A 16308-nucleotide genomic window follows, 5' to 3' on the forward strand; every position below is an offset into this window, starting at 1 on the left:
CAGTTAGTGTAAGGTTATTTTGTTCCTCCCCATGAATCGATGTGATACCCATCTGCCAGCAAGAGCAGTCTCACAGGTATCACTTTTGATGAGTAAGCAATGAGTATGTCAACATCCACAGAAGTCATCGCTCATCACTGGGCATTCGCAATCTTTCTTATTGTAGCCATTGGCCTGTGCTGCCTGATGTTAGTCGGCGGCTGGTTCCTGGGCGGTCGCGCCCGCGCAAGGCACAAAAACACGCCTTTTGAATCAGGTATTGATTCAGTCGGCACCGCTCGCTTACGCCTGTCTGCCAAGTTCTATCTGGTAGCCATGTTCTTCGTCATCTTCGACGTGGAAGCGCTTTACCTTTTCGCATGGTCAACGTCCATACGCGAAAGTGGTTGGGTGGGCTTTGTCGAGGCCGCAATTTTCATTTTAGTGCTACTGGCCGGTCTGGTTTATCTGGTGCGTATTGGCGCGCTTGACTGGACGCCTGCGCGTTCACGTCGTGAACACATCAACCCGGAAAACAGTATCTCTAATCGTCAGCAGTAACAGCGAGGCAACAAGATGGATTATACGCTCACCCGCATAGATCCTAACGGTGAGAATGACCGTTACCCCCTGCAGAAACAGGAGATCGTAACAGACCCCCTGGAGCAAGAAGTCAATAAAAGCGTATACATGGGCAAGCTCGAACATGCCATGCACGATATGGTCAACTGGGGTCGTAAGAACTCCATTTGGCCTTATAACTTTGGCCTTTCTTGCTGCTACGTTGAAATGGTGACGTCATTCACTGCGGTGCATGACGTTGCGCGTTTTGGGGCAGAGGTACTCCGTGCTTCTCCACGTCAGGCTGACCTGATGGTGGTGGCGGGCACCTGCTTCACCAAAATGGCGCCGGTTATTCAACGTCTGTATGACCAGATGCTTGAGCCAAAATGGGTTATCTCCATGGGCGCATGTGCAAACTCTGGCGGTATGTACGACATTTATTCTGTTGTGCAGGGCGTTGATAAGTTCATTCCTGTGGATGTGTACATCCCGGGCTGCCCGCCGCGTCCGGAAGCTTACATGCAGGCGCTGATGCTGCTGCAGGAGTCTATCGGTAAAGAACGTCGCCCGCTCTCGTGGGTGGTTGGCGATCAGGGCGTGTACCGCGCCAATATGCCGTCTGAGCGCGAGCGTAAACGCGGTGAACGTATTGCAGTAACCAACCTGCGTACGCCTGACGAAATTTAATTTGCGCCTGTGGGCCTGGAGAAAACCTTCGCATATCACTACTCAAATAGCGCGAAGCCAGGCTTAACAGTCACCACGGACCATTTGCAATGGTGAACAATATGACCGACTTAACCGCGCAAGAAGCCGCCTGGCAGACAAGGGATCATCTTGATGACCCCGTCATTGGCGAACTGCGCAACCGTTTTGGGCCGGATGCCTTTACTGTTCAGGCCACCCGCACCGGCGTACCCGTCGTTTGGGTGAAGCGTGAACAATTACTGGAAGTGGTCGATTTCCTTAAGAAATTGCCAAAACCATACGTCATGCTGTTTGACTTACACGGCATGGATGAACGTCTGCGTACGCACCGCCAGGGTCTCCCTGCTGCGGATTTTTCCGTTTTCTACCACCTGATCTCAATAGACCGCAACACGGATATCATGCTCAAGGTGGCATTGTCTGAAAACGACATGCATCTGCCGACGATCACCAAACTTTTCCCGAACGCCAACTGGTACGAGCGTGAGACCTGGGAAATGTTCGGCATGACCTTTGACGGCCACCCGCACCTGACGCGCATCATGATGCCGCAGACCTGGACCGGCCACCCGCTGCGTAAAGACTACCCGGCGCGCGCAACTGAATTCGACCCGTTTGAGCTGACCAAAGCCAAGCAGGATCTGGAGATGGAAGCGCTGACCTTCAAGCCGGAAGACTGGGGTATGAAGCGCGGTACCGACAACGAGGACTTCATGTTCCTCAACCTCGGTCCAAACCACCCGTCTGCGCACGGTGCATTCCGTATTATTCTTCAGCTTGATGGCGAAGAGATTGTCGACTGCGTCCCCGATATCGGCTATCACCACCGTGGTGCTGAGAAGATGGGCGAGCGTCAGTCCTGGCACAGCTACATTCCGTACACCGACCGTATCGAGTACCTCGGCGGCTGCGTGAACGAAATGCCATACGTGCTGGCCGTTGAGAAACTGGCAGGCATCACCACGCCGGACCGCGTTAACGTGATCCGCGTCATGCTGTCAGAACTGTTCCGTATTAACAGCCACCTGCTGTACATCTCCACGTTCATTCAGGACGTCGGCGCAATGACCCCGGTCTTCTTCGCCTTTACCGATCGTCAGAAAATCTACGATCTGGTGGAAGCGATTACCGGTTTCCGTATGCACCCGGCCTGGTTCCGCATTGGCGGCGTGGCGCACGATCTGCCGCGCGGTTGGGACCGTCTGCTGCGCGAGTTCCTGGAGTGGATGCCGAAGCGTCTGGATTCTTACGAGAAAGCCGCGCTGCGCAACTCCATCCTCAAGGGCCGTTCACAGGGTGTCGCCGCTTACGGCGCGAAAGAAGCGCTGGAGTGGGGTACCACGGGTGCAGGTCTGCGTGCAGCAGGTATTGATTTCGACGTGCGTAAAGCCCGTCCATACTCTGGCTATGAGAACTTCGACTTTGAAGTACCGGTTGGCGGCGGGGTTTCCGACTGCTACACCCGCGTCATGCTGAAAGTGGAAGAGCTGCGCCAGAGCCTGCGCATTCTCCAGCAGTGCCTCGATAACATGCCGGAAGGCCCGTTCAAGGCGGATCACCCGCTGACCACGCCGCCACCGAAAGAGCGCACGCTGCAACATATCGAAACCCTGATCACCCACTTCCTGCAGGTTTCCTGGGGTCCGGTCATGCCGGCGCAAGAATCCTTCCAGATGGTTGAAGCGACCAAGGGTATTAACAGTTACTACCTGACCAGTGACGGCAGCACCATGAGCTACCGTACCCGCGTGCGTACGCCAAGCTTTGCGCACCTGCAGCAGATCCCGGCAGCTATTCGCGGCAGTCTGGTCTCCGACCTGATTGTGTATCTGGGTAGTATCGATTTTGTTATGTCAGATGTGGACCGCTAATTATGCACGAGAATCAACAACCACAAACCGAGGCTTTTGAGCTGAGTGAAGCAGAGCGTGCCGCCATTGAGCACGAGATGCACCACTACGAAGACCCGCGTGCGGCGTCCATTGAAGCGCTGAAAATCGTACAGAAACAGCGTGGCTGGGTGCCGGATGGCGCGATCTACGAGATCGCAAAAGTGCTGGGTATCCCGGCCAGTGATGTCGAAGGCGTCGCGACGTTCTACAGCCAGATCTTCCGTCAGCCGGTTGGCCGTCACGTGATCCGCTACTGCGACAGCGTGGTTTGCCACATCACGGGTTACCAGGGTATTCAGGCCGCCATTGAGAAGAAACTCAATATCAAGCCAGGCCAGACCACGTTCGACGGGCGTTTTACCCTGCTGCCAACCTGCTGCCTGGGTAACTGCGACAAGGGGCCGACCATGATGATTGATGAGGACACTCACAGCCATCTGACGCCGGAAGCGATTCCTGACCTGCTGGAGCAGTATAAATAATGAAAAATATTATTCTGACTCCCGAAACCCATCCGCTGACCTGGCGTCTTCGCGACGACAAGCAGCCGGTGTGGCTGGAAGAGTATCAGGCGAAGAACGGCTATGCTGGCGCGCGCAAGGCGCTCGGCGGTATGGCACCGGATGAGATCGTCAATGCGGTTAAAGATGCCGGCCTGAAAGGGCGCGGCGGCGCGGGCTTCTCCACCGGTCTGAAGTGGAGCCTGATGCCAAAAGACGAATCCATGAACATCCGTTACCTGCTGTGTAACGCCGATGAAATGGAGCCGGGCACCTATAAAGACCGCCTGCTGATGGAGCAGCTGCCGCACCTGCTGGTGGAAGGCATGCTGATCTCCGCGTTTGCGCTGAAAGCCTGGCGTGGCTACATCTTCCTGCGTGGCGAATATATCGAAGCGGCAGAAAATCTGCGTCGCGCGATTGCCGAAGCGACCGAAGCCGGTCTGCTCGGTAAAAACATTCTGGGCACCGGTTTTGACTTCGAACTGTTTGTGCACACCGGCGCAGGGCGTTATATCTGCGGTGAAGAGACCGCGCTGATTAACTCCCTGGAAGGCCGCCGTGCGAACCCGCGTTCCAAGCCACCGTTCCCGGCCAGCTCCGGCGTGTGGGGTAAACCGACCTGCGTTAACAACGTCGAGACCCTGTGTAACGTCCCGGCGATCCTTGCCAACGGCGTGGAGTGGTATCAGGGCATCTCTTCAAGCAAAGATGCCGGCACCAAGCTGATGGGCTTCTCCGGGCGCGTGAAGAATCCTGGCGTCTGGGAACTGCCGTTCGGTACCACCGCGCGTGAAATTCTTGAAGACTACGCGGGCGGCATGCGTGATGGCCTGAAGTTCAAAGCCTGGCAGCCGGGCGGGGCAGGAACAGACTTCCTCACCGAGGCCCACCTTGACCTGCCGATGGAATTCGAAAGCATTGGTAAAGCAGGCAGCCGTCTGGGTACGGCGCTGGCGATGGCCGTCGATCACGAAATCGGCATGGTTCCGCTGGTGCGTAACCTGGAAGAGTTCTTTGCCCGTGAGTCCTGCGGCTGGTGTACACCGTGCCGTGATGGTCTGCCGTGGAGCGTGAAGATCCTTCGCGCCCTCGAGCGTGGCGAAGGCCAGCCTGGCGATATCGAGACACTTGAGCAACTGTGTCGATTCCTGGGCCCAGGCAAAACCTTCTGCGCCCACGCACCGGGTGCGGTCGAGCCACTGCAAAGCGCGATTAAATATTTCCGCGAAGAATTCGAAGCAGGCATCAAGCAGCCGTTCAGTAATACCCATGCCATCAATGGGATTCAGCCGAACCTGCTAAAAGCACGCTGGTAATTCCCCCTCATTCCGGCCCACTTCCTCAGGGAGAGGGGGAGGGTGAGGGCGATAAAAGAATTTTGATTAACGCTCGAAGCAATTCGAGCCAACTGGAAGCATGCTAATGGCTACGATTCATGTAGACGGCAAAGAATACGAAGTCAACGGGGCGGACAACCTGCTAGAAGCTTGTCTGTCTCTTGGCCTCGATATTCCGTACTTTTGCTGGCATCCGGCGCTGGGCAGCGTCGGTGCTTGCCGCCAGTGTGCGGTGAAGCAATATCAGAACGCGGAAGACACGCGTGGTCGCCTGGTGATGTCCTGTATGACGCCAGCCACCGAAGGCACCTTTATTTCGATTGATGACGAAGAAGCCAAACAGTTCCGCGAAAGCGTGGTGGAGTGGTTGATGACCAACCACCCGCACGACTGTCCGGTTTGTGAAGAGGGCGGTAACTGCCACCTTCAGGATATGACCGTAATGACCGGTCACAGCTTCCGTCGCTATCGCTTTACCAAGCGTACCCACCGTAACCAGGATCTGGGGCCGTTCATCTCTCACGAAATGAACCGCTGCATCGCCTGCTACCGCTGCGTGCGTTACTACAAAGACTATGCAGATGGTCAGGATCTGGGCGTGTATGGCGCGCATGACAACGTCTACTTCGGCCGTCCGGAAGATGGCGTTCTGGAAAGCGAATTCTCCGGTAACCTGGTAGAAATCTGCCCGACCGGCGTCTTCACCGACAAAACGCACTCCGAGCGCTACAACCGTAAATGGGACATGCAGTTTGCGCCAAGCATCTGCCAGCAGTGCTCCCTGGGTTGTAACACCAGCCCGGGTGAACGTTATGGCGAACTGCGTCGTATCGAAAACCGTTACAACGGTACCGTTAACCACTACTTTCTCTGCGACCGCGGTCGTTTCGGCTATGGCTATGTAAACCTGAAAGACCGTCCGCGTCAGCCGGTTCAGCGCCGTGGCGATGACCTGATCACCCTGAACGCCGAGCAGGCGATGCAGGGCGCTGCGGATATTCTGCGTCAGTCGAAGAAAGTGATCGGTATCGGCTCCCCGCGTGCCAGCATCGAGAGCAACTTTGCGCTGCGCGAGCTGGTTGGGGCAGAAAACTTCTACACCGGTATCGCCCAGGGTGAGCAGGAACGTCTGCAGCTGGTGCTGAAAGTGCTGCGCGAAGGCGGTATTCATACTCCTGCGCTGCGCGAAATCGAATCTTATGATGCGGTGCTGGTGCTGGGTGAAGATCTGACCCAGACCGGCGCGCGTGCAGCTCTGGCGGTTCGTCAGGCGGTGAAAGGTAAAGCGCGTGAAATGGCAGCGGCCCAGAAAGTGGCTGACTGGCAGATTGCGGCAATCCTGAACATCGGTCAGCGCGCGAAGCATCCGCTGTTTGTGACCAACGTCGACAACACCCGTCTGGACGACATCGCCGCGTGGACCTACTGCGCACCGGTGGAAGATCAGGCGCGTCTTGGCTTCGCGATTGCTCACGCGCTGGATAACAGCTCGCCGGCGGTTGAACTGGATCGCGACCTGCAAAACAAGGTTGACGTGATTGTTCAGGCCCTGGCAGGCGCGAAAAAACCGCTGATTATTTCCGGTACCAACGCCGGTAGCGCCGAGATCGTTCAGGCGGCAGCGAACGTTGCTAAAGCCCTGAAAGGCCGCGGCGCGGACGTGGGTATCACTATGATTGCCCGTGCGGTGAACAGCATCGGTCTGGGTATGATTGGCGGCGGCTCGCTGGAAGAAGCGTTAAGCGAACTGGAATCCGGTTCTGCTGACGCCGTTGTGGTGCTGGAAAACGACCTGCATCGCCACGCCTCAGCCGCTCGCGTTGACGCAGCGCTCTCTAAAGCGCCGCTGGTGATGGTCATTGACCATCAGCGCACCGCCATTATGGACAAAGCGCACCTGGTGCTCTCTGCGGCAAGCTTCGCCGAAAGCGACGGTACGGTCATCAACAACGAAGGCCGCGCACAGCGCTTCTTCCAGGTGTATGACCCGGCGTACTACGACAGCAATACGCTGATGCTGGAAAGCTGGCGCTGGCTGCACTCCCTGCACAGCACTGTGCAGAGCCGTGAAGTGGACTGGACGCAGCTCGACCACGTTATCGACGCGGTAGTGGAAAAACTGCCACAGCTGGCGGGCATCAAAGATGCAGCTCCTGACGCAAGCTTCCGCATTCGCGGCCAGAAACTGGCGCGTGAGCCGCACCGCTACAGCGGTCGTACCGCGATGCGTGCCAATATCAGCGTGCATGAACCTCGTCAGCCGCAGGATAAAGACACGATGTTCGCCTTCTCCATGGAAGGGAACAACCAGCCGTCTGCGCCACGCTCTCAGGTTCCGTTTGCATGGGCACCGGGCTGGAACTCCCCGCAGGCATGGAACAAGTTCCAGGCTGAAGTGGGCGGTTCTCTGCGCCACGGCGACCCGGGCGTGCGTCTGATTGAAGCCTCCGAAACCGGTCTGGACTTCTTCACTACCGTTCCGGAACGTTTCCAGGCTCAGGAAGGCAACTGGCGTATTGCGCCGTACTACCATCTGTTTGGTAGCGACGAAATGTCCCAGCGCTCTCCGGTCTTCCAGACCCGTATGCCGCAACCGTACATCAAGCTCAACCCGGCGGATGCCGCGAAGCTTGGCGTTAACGCGGGTGCGAACATCGCCTTTAGCTACGACGGCCAGACGATCAGCCTGCCGCTGATCATCTCTGAAGGTCTGTCCGCGGGGCAGGTGGGTCTGCCGATGGGAATGCCTGGCATCGCGCCGGTACTGGCGGGTGCGCGACTTGATAACCTGCAGGAGGCAAAAGCATGAGTTGGTTAACGCCGGATCTTATCGACATCCTGCTGAGCATTCTGAAAGCGGTTGTGATTCTGCTGGTGGTGGTCACCTGCGGTGCGTTCATGAGCTTTGGTGAACGTCGTCTGCTCGGTCTGTTCCAGAACCGTTACGGACCGAACCGCGTGGGCTGGGGTGGTTCACTCCAGCTGGTCGCGGACATGATCAAGATGTTCTTCAAAGAGGACTGGATCCCGCGCTTCTCGGATCGCGTGATCTTTACTCTGGCACCGATGATCGCCTTTACCTCGCTGCTGCTGGCGTTTGCTATCGTTCCCGTCAGCCCGACCTGGGTTGTGGCTGACCTGAACATCGGCATCCTGTTCTTCCTGATGATGGCAGGCCTCGCGGTCTACGCGGTGCTGTTCGCCGGCTGGTCCAGTAACAACAAATACTCGCTGCTGGGTGCGATGCGTGCTTCCGCGCAGACGCTGAGCTACGAAGTGTTCCTGGGTCTCTCCCTGATGGGCGTGGTGGCGCAGGCCGGTTCATTCAACATGACCGACATCGTCAACAACCAGGCCGACATCTGGAACGTTATCCCGCAGTTCTTTGGTTTTGTTACCTTTGCTATCGCGGGCGTGGCGGTGTGTCACCGTCACCCGTTTGACCAGCCAGAAGCCGAACAGGAACTGGCCGACGGTTACCACATTGAATATTCCGGCATGAAGTTCGGTCTGTTCTTCGTGGGCGAGTACATCGGTATCGTCACCATTTCCGCGTTGATGGTAACGCTGTTCTTTGGTGGCTGGCATGGCCCGTTCTTACCGCCGTTCATCTGGTTCGCGCTGAAAACCGCGTTCTTCATGATGATGTTCATTTTGATTCGTGCGTCCTTACCGCGTCCGCGTTATGACCAGGTAATGTCCTTCGGCTGGAAAGTGTGCCTGCCGCTGACGCTCGTCAACTTGTTGGTAACGGCGGCTGTCATTCTCTGGCAGCAACCATAAGGGGCTATAGACCATGACCTTAAAAGAATTACTGGTAGGCTTCGGCACCCAGGTACGCAGTATCTGGATGATCGGCCTGCACGCGTTTGCCAAACGCGAAACCCGGATGTACCCGGAAGAGCCGGTATATCTGCCGCCGCGCTACCGTGGCCGTATCGTGCTGACGCGCGATCCGGACGGTTCGGAGCGCTGCGTTGCCTGTAACCTGTGTGCGGTAGCCTGTCCGGTAGGCTGTATCTCTCTGCAGAAAGCAGAGACGGTAGACGGCCGCTGGTACCCTGAGTTTTTCCGCATTAACTTCTCACGCTGCATCTTCTGCGGTCTGTGTGAAGAAGCGTGCCCAACCACGGCGATTCAGCTGACTCCAGATTTCGAACTGGGTGAGTACAAGCGTCAGGATCTGGTGTACGAGAAAGAGGATCTGCTGATTTCCGGTCCGGGCAAATACCCGGAATATAACTTCTACCGGATGGCGGGTATGGCAATCGACGGCAAAGATAAGGGCGAAGCAGAGAACGAAGCTAAGCCTATCGACGTCAAGAGCCTGTTACCGTAAGGAGAGGGCAATGGAATTCGCTTTTTATATCTGTGGCCTTATCGCCATCCTGGCTACGCTACGAGTGATTACGCACACCAACCCGGTGCATGCGCTGCTGTATTTAATCATCTCGCTGCTGGCCATTTCCGGGGTGTTCTTTGCGCTGGGCGCGCATTTCGCCGGTGCGCTGGAAATCATCGTCTACGCCGGGGCCATCATGGTGCTGTTCGTCTTCGTGGTGATGATGCTGAACCTGGGCGGCTCCGAAATTGAGCAGGAACGTCAGTGGTTAAAACCGCAGGTGTGGATTGGCCCGGCAATTTTGTCGGCCATCATGCTGGTGGTAATTGTTTACGCAATTTTGGGCGTGAACGATCAGGGCATCGACGGCACGCCGATCAGCGCCAAGGCCGTGGGTATTGCCCTGTTTGGCCCGTACGTTCTGGCGGTTGAACTGGCGTCAATGCTGCTGCTGGCGGGCCTGGTTGTTGCCTTCCACGTTGGCCGCGAAGAGCGTGTCGGCGAGGTGCTGAGCAACCGCACTGATGACCGCGCGAAAAGAAAAACGGAGGAGCGCGCATGATCCCCTTAACACATGGACTGATCCTCGCTGCGATTTTGTTCGTCCTGGGCTTAACCGGTCTGGTTATCCGCCGCAATCTGCTGTTTATGCTGATTGGGCTGGAAATCATGATTAACGCTTCGGCGCTGGCCTTTGTGGTCGCCGGGAGCTACTGGGGCCAGGCCGATGGTCAGGTGATGTACATTCTCGCCATCAGCCTCGCGGCTGCCGAAGCGAGTATTGGCCTGGCGCTGTTGCTGCAGCTCCATCGTCGCCGCCAGAACCTGAACATCGATTCAGTAAGTGAGTTGCGTGGATGAACATGCTTGCCTTAACCATTATTTTTCCGCTGATCGGCTTCGTGCTGCTGGCGTTTTCTCGTGGCCGCTGGTCTGAGAATCTGTCTGCAACCGTGGGCATCGGCTCTATCGGTTTGTCTGCGCTGGTGACAGCCTATGCGGGCATCGATTTCTTCAACAACGGACGTCAGGCCTTTAGCGTTCCACTGTGGACCTGGATGTCGGTCGGTGATTTCAACATCGGCTTTAATCTGGTGCTGGACGGGCTGTCGCTGACCATGCTCTCTGTGGTCACCGGCGTGGGCTTCCTGATCCACATGTTCGCCTCCTGGTATATGCGCGGTGAAGAGGGTTACTCCCGCTTCTTCGCCTACACCAACCTGTTTATCGCCAGCATGGTTGTTCTGGTGCTGGCCGATAACCTGCTGCTGATGTATCTCGGCTGGGAAGGCGTGGGTCTGTGCTCTTACCTGCTGATCGGTTTCTACTACACCGATCCGAAGAATGGCGCAGCGGCCATGAAAGCGTTCGTCGTGACCCGCGTGGGTGACGTCTTCCTCGCCTTCGCGCTGTTCATTCTTTACAACGAACTGGGCACGCTGAACTTCCGCGAAATGGTGGAACTGGCACCGGCACACTTCGCTGCAGGCAACGACATGCTGTGGTGGGCTACGCTGATGCTGCTGGGCGGCGCCGTGGGTAAATCCGCGCAGCTTCCTCTTCAAACGTGGCTGGCCGACGCGATGGCGGGTCCAACCCCTGTCTCCGCGCTGATCCACGCCGCGACCATGGTAACCGCAGGTGTTTACCTGATTGCGCGTACCCATGGCCTGTTCCTGATGACGCCGGAAATTCTGCATCTGGTGGGTATTGTTGGTGCGGTAACGCTGGTGCTGGCAGGCTTTGCCGCGCTGGTGCAGACCGACATCAAACGTGTTCTCGCGTATTCCACCATGAGCCAGATTGGCTACATGTTCCTGGCGCTGGGCGTTCAGGCGTGGGACGCGGCCATTTTCCACCTGATGACCCACGCGTTCTTCAAAGCGCTGCTGTTCCTGTCATCCGGTTCGGTGATTCTGGCCTGCCACCACGAGCAAAACATCTTCAAGATGGGCGGACTGCGTAAGTCCATCCCGCTGGTTTACGCTTGCTTCCTGGTGGGCGGCGCGGCGCTGGCGGCACTGCCGCTGATCACCGCGGGCTTCTTCAGTAAGGACGAAATCCTTGCGGGTGCCATGGCGAATGGACATATCAATCTGATGGTTGCGGGTCTGGTCGGTGCGTTTATGACCTCCCTGTATACCTTCCGTATGATTTTCATCGTATTCCACGGTAAAGAACAAATTCACGCACACGCAGGGAAGGGGATTACCCACCACCTGCCGCTGATTGTGCTGCTGGTACTCTCCACCTTCGTTGGCGCGATGATTGTGCCACCGCTGCAGGGCGTACTGCCGGCAACAACCGAGCTTGAGCACGGTCGCGTACTGACGCTTGAAATCACCTCCGGTGTGGTCGCCATTGCGGGCATCCTGATTGCTGCATGGCTGTGGCTGGGCAAACGTACGCTGGTGACTGCCGTTGCCAACAGTGCGCCAGGCCGTCTGCTGGGTACCTGGTGGTACAACGCGTGGGGCTTCGACTGGCTGTACGACATGATTTTCGTCAAGCCGTTCCTGGGCATTGCGTGGCTGCTGAAGCGCGACCCGATGAACAGCATGATGAATATCCCGGCGATCCTCTCCCGCTTTGCAGGTAAAGGCCTGCTGTACAGCGAGAACGGTTACCTGCGCTGGTATGTGGCGTCCATGAGCATCGGTGCGGTTGTCGTGCTGGCGCTGCTGATGGTGTTGCGTTGATTGTGATTTGAGATTGCGGTTTTGCCCGGTGGCGTTGCGCTTACCGGGCCTACGAGACCGTAGGTCGGGTAAGCGTTAGCGCCACCCGACACAACAAACCGCACTCAATCGTGAATGTAGTCGAATTCGTTGAAAATCGGTCCCTTAGGGACTTTAACAAGGAATAAAAATCGCCATGTTACTACCCTGGCTAATATTAATTCCCTTCATCGGCGGCTTCTTGTGCTGGCAGACTGAACGCTTTGGCGTGAAGATGCCGCGCTGGATTGCGCTGATCACCATGGGATTAACGCTCGCGCTTGGTCTGCAACTCTGGTTGCAGGGTGGCTACTCTCTGACCCAGTCTGCGGGCATTCCGCAGTGGCAGTCTGAGTTTATCCTCCCGTGGATCCCACGTTTCGGTATCACGATCCACCTGGCGATTGACGGTCTGTCGCTGCTGATGGTGGTGCTGACCGGCCTGCTCGGCGTTCTGGCGGTACTCTGCTCCTGGCGAGAAATCGAAAAATACCAGGGCTTCTTCCACCTGAACCTGATGTGGATCCTGGGCGGCGTGATCGGCGTGTTCCTGGCCATCGACATGTTCCTGTTCTTCTTCTTCTGGGAGATGATGCTGGTGCCGATGTACTTCCTGATCGCGCTGTGGGGCCATAAGGCGTCCGACGGTAAAACGCGTATCACGGCGGCAACCAAGTTCTTCATCTACACCCAGGCGAGTGGTCTGGTGATGTTGATTGCGATCCTGGCGCTGGTGTTTGTGCATTACAAGGCGACCGGCGTCTGGACTTTCAACTACGAAGATCTGCTGAACACCCCAATGTCTCACGGTATTGAATACCTGCTGATGCTGGGCTTCTTCATCGCCTTCGCGGTGAAAATGCCGGTGGTTCCTCTGCACGGCTGGCTGCCGGATGCGCACTCTCAGGCGCCAACGGCGGGTTCCGTTGACCTCGCGGGTATCTTGCTGAAAACCGCGGCCTACGGTCTGCTGCGCTTCGCGCTGCCGCTGTTCCCGAACGCTTCCGCAGAGTTCGCGCCGATTGCCATGTGGCTGGGTGTGATTGGTATCTTCTACGGTGCCTGGATGGCCTTCACGCAGTACGACATCAAGCGTCTGATTGCTTACACCTCCGTTTCCCACATGGGCTTCGTGCTGATTGCTATCTACACCGGCAGCCAGCTGGCGTACCAGGGCGCGGTGATTCAGATGATTGCGCACGGTCTGTCCGCAGCCGGTCTCTTCATCCTGTGTGGTCAGCTGTATGAACGTCTGCACACCCGCGACATGCGCATGATGGGCGGCCTGTGGGGCAAGATGAAATGGCTGCCAGCGCTCTCCATGTTCTTCGCAGTGGCGACGCTGGGTATGCCGGGTACCGGTAACTTCGTCGGCGAATTTATGATTCTGTTCGGCAGCTTCAAGGTGGTTCCGGTGATTACCGTGATCTCTACCTTTGGTCTGGTGTTCGCTTCCGTCTACTCACTGGCGATGCTGCATCGCGCCTACTTCGGTAAAGCGAAGAGCGAAATTGCTGCACAACAACTGCCGGGGATGTCGCTGCGTGAGCTGTTCATCATCCTGTTGCTGGTCGTACTGCTGGTGCTGCTGGGCTTCTATCCGCAGCCTATTCTGGATACCTCGCACTCCGCGATGGGTAACATCCAGCAGTGGTTTGTTAATTCTGCTTCTACTACAAGGCCGTAATTCGCCATGACAATAACTCCACAACAACTGATCGCGCTGCTACCGCTGCTGATCGTCGGATTGACGGTGGTGGTTGTGATGCTCTCCATTGCGTGGCGACGCAATCACTTCCTGAATGCGACCCTATCCGTTCTGGGTCTGAACGCTGCGTTAGTGTCCCTCTGGTTTGTTGGCCAGGCGGGCGCGATGGACGTCACGCCGCTGATGCGCGTTGACGGCTATGCCATGCTGTATACCGGTCTGGTTCTGCTGGCGAGCCTGGCAACCTGTACCTTTGCGTACCCGTGGCTCGAAGGTTACAACGACAACAAAGAAGAGTTTTACCTGCTGGTACTGATTGCCTCGCTTGGCGGCATTCTGCTGGCGAATGCGAACCACCTGGCCGCGCTGTTCCTCGGTATTGAGCTGATCTCTCTGCCGCTGTTTGGCCTGATTGGTTACGCCTTCCGTCAGAAACGCTCGCTGGAAGCGGCGATCAAGTACACGATCCTGTCCGCTGCCGCGTCGTCGTTCCTGCTGTTCGGTATCGCGCTGCTGTACGCACAGACGGGTAACCTCTCCTTCCTGGCTATCGGCAAGAGCCTTGGCGACGGTATGCTGCACGAGCCGCTGCTGCTGGCGGGTCTGGGCATGATGATCGTTGGCCTTGGCTTTAAGCTCTCTCTGGTTCCGTTCCACCTGTGGACGCCAGACGTTTACCAGGGTGCTCCTGCACCGGTATCGACCTTCCTGGCGACGGCGAGCAAAATCGCTATCTTCGGTGTGGTCATGCGTCTGTTCCTGTACGCGCCAGTGGGGGATAGCGAAGCGGTTCGCGTGGTGCTGGGCATTATCGCGTTCGTCTCCATCATCTTCGGTAACCTGATGGCGCTGAGCCAGACCAACATTAAGCGTCTGCTGGGCTACTCGTCTATTTCCCATCTGGGTTATCTGCTGGTGGCGCTGATTGCGCTGCAGAGCGGTGAAATGTCGATGGAAACCGTGGGCGTGTATCTGGCCGGTTATCTGTTCAGCAGCCTCGGCGCGTTCGGCGTGGTGAGCCTGATGTCCAGCCCGTACCGTGGCCCGGATGCTGACTCACTGTTCTCTTACCGTGGTCTGTTCTGGCACCGTCCGATTCTGTCTGCGGTGATGACGGTGATGATGCTGTCCCTGGCGGGTATCCCAATGACCCTGGGCTTTATCGGTAAGTTCTACGTCCTGGCCGTCGGTGTGCAGGCTGGCCTGTGGTGGCTGACCGCCGGTGTGGTTATCGGTTCTGCGATTGGTCTGTACTACTACCTGCGCGTTGCCGTGAGCCTCTACCTGAGCGCGCCTCAGCAGCTCAACCGCGATGCGCCGTCTAACTGGCAGTACAGCGCGGGCGGTATCGTGGTGCTCATCTCCGCGCTGCTGGTGCTCATCTTCGGTATCTATCCGCAGCCGCTGATTGATATCGTGCAGCATGCAATGCCGCTGATGTAAAAACAAAAACCCGCCTCGGCGGGTTTTTTTATTGCCCAGCGGCGCTACGTTTGCAGGGCCTACGGGTTTAGTAGGTCGGGTAAGCGTAGCGCCACCCGACTAAGCCAGCTGCTTGCGACTAATCAACGGTCCGTCAATCTTCTTCATCGAACGGTCCAGCACCTCTTCAATTACCGACGACAGCTCGTTCAGCTCGAACTTCGCCACGTAGCCGTCGGCTTTCACCTTGCGGATATGGTCTTCGTTGGCATTGCCCGAAAGCGATGAGTGGATCACCACCGGAATATCCTTCAGCACCGGGTCAGACTTAATCTTGCGCGTCAGCGTAAAACCGTCCATCTCCGGCATTTCGAGATCCGTCAGCACCAGCGCAATCTTATCGGTGATCGGCACACCCTCAGCCTGAGCCTGCGCGGCCAGCACGCCGATCTTCTCCCACGCGTCCTTACCGGTAATATGCAGCTGCGCCGGGATTTGCATTGCCTGCAGACCTTTCTCCAGCATTGAACGCGCCACTTTGGAATCTTCCGCGACAATCGCAACGGACCCTGGCTTGATGTTGAATTGGGTGGTTTTCAGGTCGGTAGCGTGCAGATCGTGGTTCGCCGGGGTGATGTCATACAGGATCTGCTCAACGTCCAGCACCATCGCCAGGTCGTTGGTGTCGGTTTTTTCGTCCAGGCACGCAATACTGGTGATGTAACGCCCGCTGACGGCAGTTTCAGCCGCGTGAACCTGCTTCCAGTCCAGGCGCATAATGTTCTCAACGGACTCCACGGCAAACGCCTGAACGCTGCGGGCATATTCGGTGATCAGCAGAATGTTCAGCCCGGTTGTCGGCTTACAGCCAGCCACGGCGGCGAGGTCGATGACCGGGATCACCTGATCGCGAATGTTCACCATCCCCATCAGCGGCGACTTCATTCCCGCAGGTTTGGTGAACTCCGGCATCGGCACGATCTCACGCAGCTTAAACACGTTAATGCCGAACAGCTCGGATTTGTTTTCGTTCAGCGAGGTGCCGAGCCGAAACAGCAGCAGTTCAAAACGGTTCGACAGCGTGAGATTCGCCCTGTCATCAATATCTTTCTGGAAATTATCCATTGTACCCTCAA

14 protein-coding genes are annotated in these 16308 nt (G+C 57.0%); 13 read left to right on the forward strand and 1 reads right to left on the reverse strand.

The window, feature by feature from the left end:
* Nucleotides 1-99: 99 nt before the first annotated feature.
* From nuoA to nuoN, 13 genes are all read left to right on the forward strand, one after another.
* On the forward strand, nucleotides 100-540 hold the full coding sequence (nuoA, locus tag I6L58_RS19895; protein WP_006176516.1) for an NADH-quinone oxidoreductase subunit NuoA: 441 nt from the start codon (nucleotides 100-102) through the stop codon (nucleotides 538-540).
* A gap of 15 nt (nucleotides 541-555) precedes the next feature.
* Complete coding sequence (gene nuoB, locus I6L58_RS19900; protein WP_006176515.1) at nucleotides 556-1230, forward strand: NADH-quinone oxidoreductase subunit NuoB; 675 nt, start codon at nucleotides 556-558, stop codon at nucleotides 1228-1230.
* An 89-nt stretch (nucleotides 1231-1319) separates the two neighbouring features.
* Nucleotides 1320-3122 carry an NADH-quinone oxidoreductase subunit C/D gene (nuoC, locus tag I6L58_RS19905; RefSeq protein ID WP_006176514.1) on the forward strand — a complete coding sequence of 601 codons (1803 nt, stop codon included), beginning with the start codon at nucleotides 1320-1322 and terminating at the stop codon, nucleotides 3120-3122.
* Nucleotides 3123-3124: 2 nt separating this feature from the next.
* Nucleotides 3125-3625: an NADH-quinone oxidoreductase subunit NuoE gene (nuoE, locus tag I6L58_RS19910; protein ID WP_006176513.1), complete on the forward strand. Its 501-nt coding sequence runs from the start codon at nucleotides 3125-3127 to the stop codon at nucleotides 3623-3625.
* A complete protein-coding gene (gene nuoF / locus I6L58_RS19915) occupies nucleotides 3625-4962 on the forward strand; it encodes an NADH-quinone oxidoreductase subunit NuoF (RefSeq protein ID WP_088208007.1) in 1338 nt (445 codons plus the stop codon). Before nuoE ends, nuoF begins: the two co-directional genes overlap by 1 nt.
* A 106-nt stretch (nucleotides 4963-5068) precedes the next feature.
* Nucleotides 5069-7792 carry an NADH-quinone oxidoreductase subunit NuoG gene (gene nuoG, locus I6L58_RS19920; RefSeq protein WP_137272295.1) on the forward strand — a complete coding sequence of 908 codons (2724 nt, stop codon included), beginning with the start codon at nucleotides 5069-5071 and terminating at the stop codon, nucleotides 7790-7792.
* Complete coding sequence (gene nuoH, locus I6L58_RS19925; protein ID WP_006176509.1) at nucleotides 7789-8766, forward strand: NADH-quinone oxidoreductase subunit NuoH; 978 nt, start codon at nucleotides 7789-7791, stop codon at nucleotides 8764-8766. Before nuoG ends, nuoH begins: the two co-directional genes overlap by 4 nt.
* A 13-nt stretch (nucleotides 8767-8779) precedes the next feature.
* Nucleotides 8780-9322 (forward strand): NADH-quinone oxidoreductase subunit NuoI, encoded by a 543-nt coding sequence (nuoI, locus tag I6L58_RS19930; protein WP_003861491.1) that lies wholly within the window; start codon nucleotides 8780-8782, stop codon nucleotides 9320-9322.
* A gap of 10 nt (nucleotides 9323-9332) precedes the next feature.
* Entirely contained in the window at nucleotides 9333-9887 is a 555-nt protein-coding gene (gene nuoJ / locus I6L58_RS19935; RefSeq protein WP_006176507.1) for an NADH-quinone oxidoreductase subunit J, read from the forward strand.
* Nucleotides 9884-10186, forward strand: coding sequence for an NADH-quinone oxidoreductase subunit NuoK (gene nuoK, locus I6L58_RS19940; RefSeq protein WP_006176506.1), 303 nt, complete (start codon nucleotides 9884-9886; stop codon nucleotides 10184-10186). Before nuoJ ends, nuoK begins: the two co-directional genes overlap by 4 nt.
* Entirely contained in the window at nucleotides 10183-12024 is a 1842-nt protein-coding gene (gene nuoL, locus I6L58_RS19945; protein ID WP_006176505.1) for an NADH-quinone oxidoreductase subunit L, read from the forward strand. Before nuoK ends, nuoL begins: the two co-directional genes overlap by 4 nt.
* A gap of 175 nt (nucleotides 12025-12199) precedes the next feature.
* Nucleotides 12200-13729 (forward strand): NADH-quinone oxidoreductase subunit M, encoded by a 1530-nt coding sequence (gene nuoM / locus I6L58_RS19950; protein WP_006176504.1) that lies wholly within the window; start codon nucleotides 12200-12202, stop codon nucleotides 13727-13729.
* Between the two features lie 6 nt (nucleotides 13730-13735).
* Nucleotides 13736-15193: an NADH-quinone oxidoreductase subunit NuoN gene (gene nuoN / locus I6L58_RS19955; RefSeq protein ID WP_088208009.1), complete on the forward strand. Its 1458-nt coding sequence runs from the start codon at nucleotides 13736-13738 to the stop codon at nucleotides 15191-15193.
* Nucleotides 15194-15292: 99 nt separating this feature from the next.
* Here the strand turns inward: nuoN and I6L58_RS19960 are convergent, their stop codons facing one another.
* Nucleotides 15293-16297 (reverse strand): chemotaxis protein, encoded by a 1005-nt coding sequence (locus I6L58_RS19960; protein ID WP_006176501.1) that lies wholly within the window; start codon nucleotides 16295-16297, stop codon nucleotides 15293-15295.
* Between the last annotated feature and the right edge of the window lie 11 nt (nucleotides 16298-16308).

The sequence above is a fragment of the Enterobacter cancerogenus genome (assembly GCF_019047785.1).
In the GTDB taxonomy this organism is placed as follows: Bacteria; Pseudomonadota; Gammaproteobacteria; order Enterobacterales; family Enterobacteriaceae; genus Enterobacter; species Enterobacter cancerogenus.

Excerpts from the sequence above, each read along its gene's own strand:
- nuoA (WP_006176516.1), top strand. The coding sequence starts at position 100 with ATGAGTATGTCAACATCCACAGAAGTCATCGCTCATCACTGGGCATTC.
- nuoB (WP_006176515.1), top strand. The coding sequence starts at position 556 with ATGGATTATACGCTCACCCGCATAGATCCTAACGGTGAGAATGACCGT.
- nuoC (WP_006176514.1), top strand. The coding sequence starts at position 1,320 with ATGGTGAACAATATGACCGACTTAACCGCGCAAGAAGCCGCCTGGCAG.
- nuoE (WP_006176513.1), top strand. The coding sequence starts at position 3,125 with ATGCACGAGAATCAACAACCACAAACCGAGGCTTTTGAGCTGAGTGAA.
- nuoF (WP_088208007.1), top strand. The coding sequence starts at position 3,625 with ATGAAAAATATTATTCTGACTCCCGAAACCCATCCGCTGACCTGGCGT.
- nuoG (WP_137272295.1), top strand. The coding sequence starts at position 5,069 with ATGGCTACGATTCATGTAGACGGCAAAGAATACGAAGTCAACGGGGCG.
- nuoH (WP_006176509.1), top strand. The coding sequence starts at position 7,789 with ATGAGTTGGTTAACGCCGGATCTTATCGACATCCTGCTGAGCATTCTG.
- nuoI (WP_003861491.1), top strand. The coding sequence starts at position 8,780 with ATGACCTTAAAAGAATTACTGGTAGGCTTCGGCACCCAGGTACGCAGT.
- nuoJ (WP_006176507.1), top strand. The coding sequence starts at position 9,333 with ATGGAATTCGCTTTTTATATCTGTGGCCTTATCGCCATCCTGGCTACG.
- nuoK (WP_006176506.1), top strand. The coding sequence starts at position 9,884 with ATGATCCCCTTAACACATGGACTGATCCTCGCTGCGATTTTGTTCGTC.
- nuoL (WP_006176505.1), top strand. The coding sequence starts at position 10,183 with ATGAACATGCTTGCCTTAACCATTATTTTTCCGCTGATCGGCTTCGTG.
- nuoM (WP_006176504.1), top strand. The coding sequence starts at position 12,200 with ATGTTACTACCCTGGCTAATATTAATTCCCTTCATCGGCGGCTTCTTG.
- nuoN (WP_088208009.1), top strand. The coding sequence starts at position 13,736 with ATGACAATAACTCCACAACAACTGATCGCGCTGCTACCGCTGCTGATC.
- I6L58_RS19960 (WP_006176501.1), bottom strand. The coding sequence starts at position 16,297 with ATGGATAATTTCCAGAAAGATATTGATGACAGGGCGAATCTCACGCTG.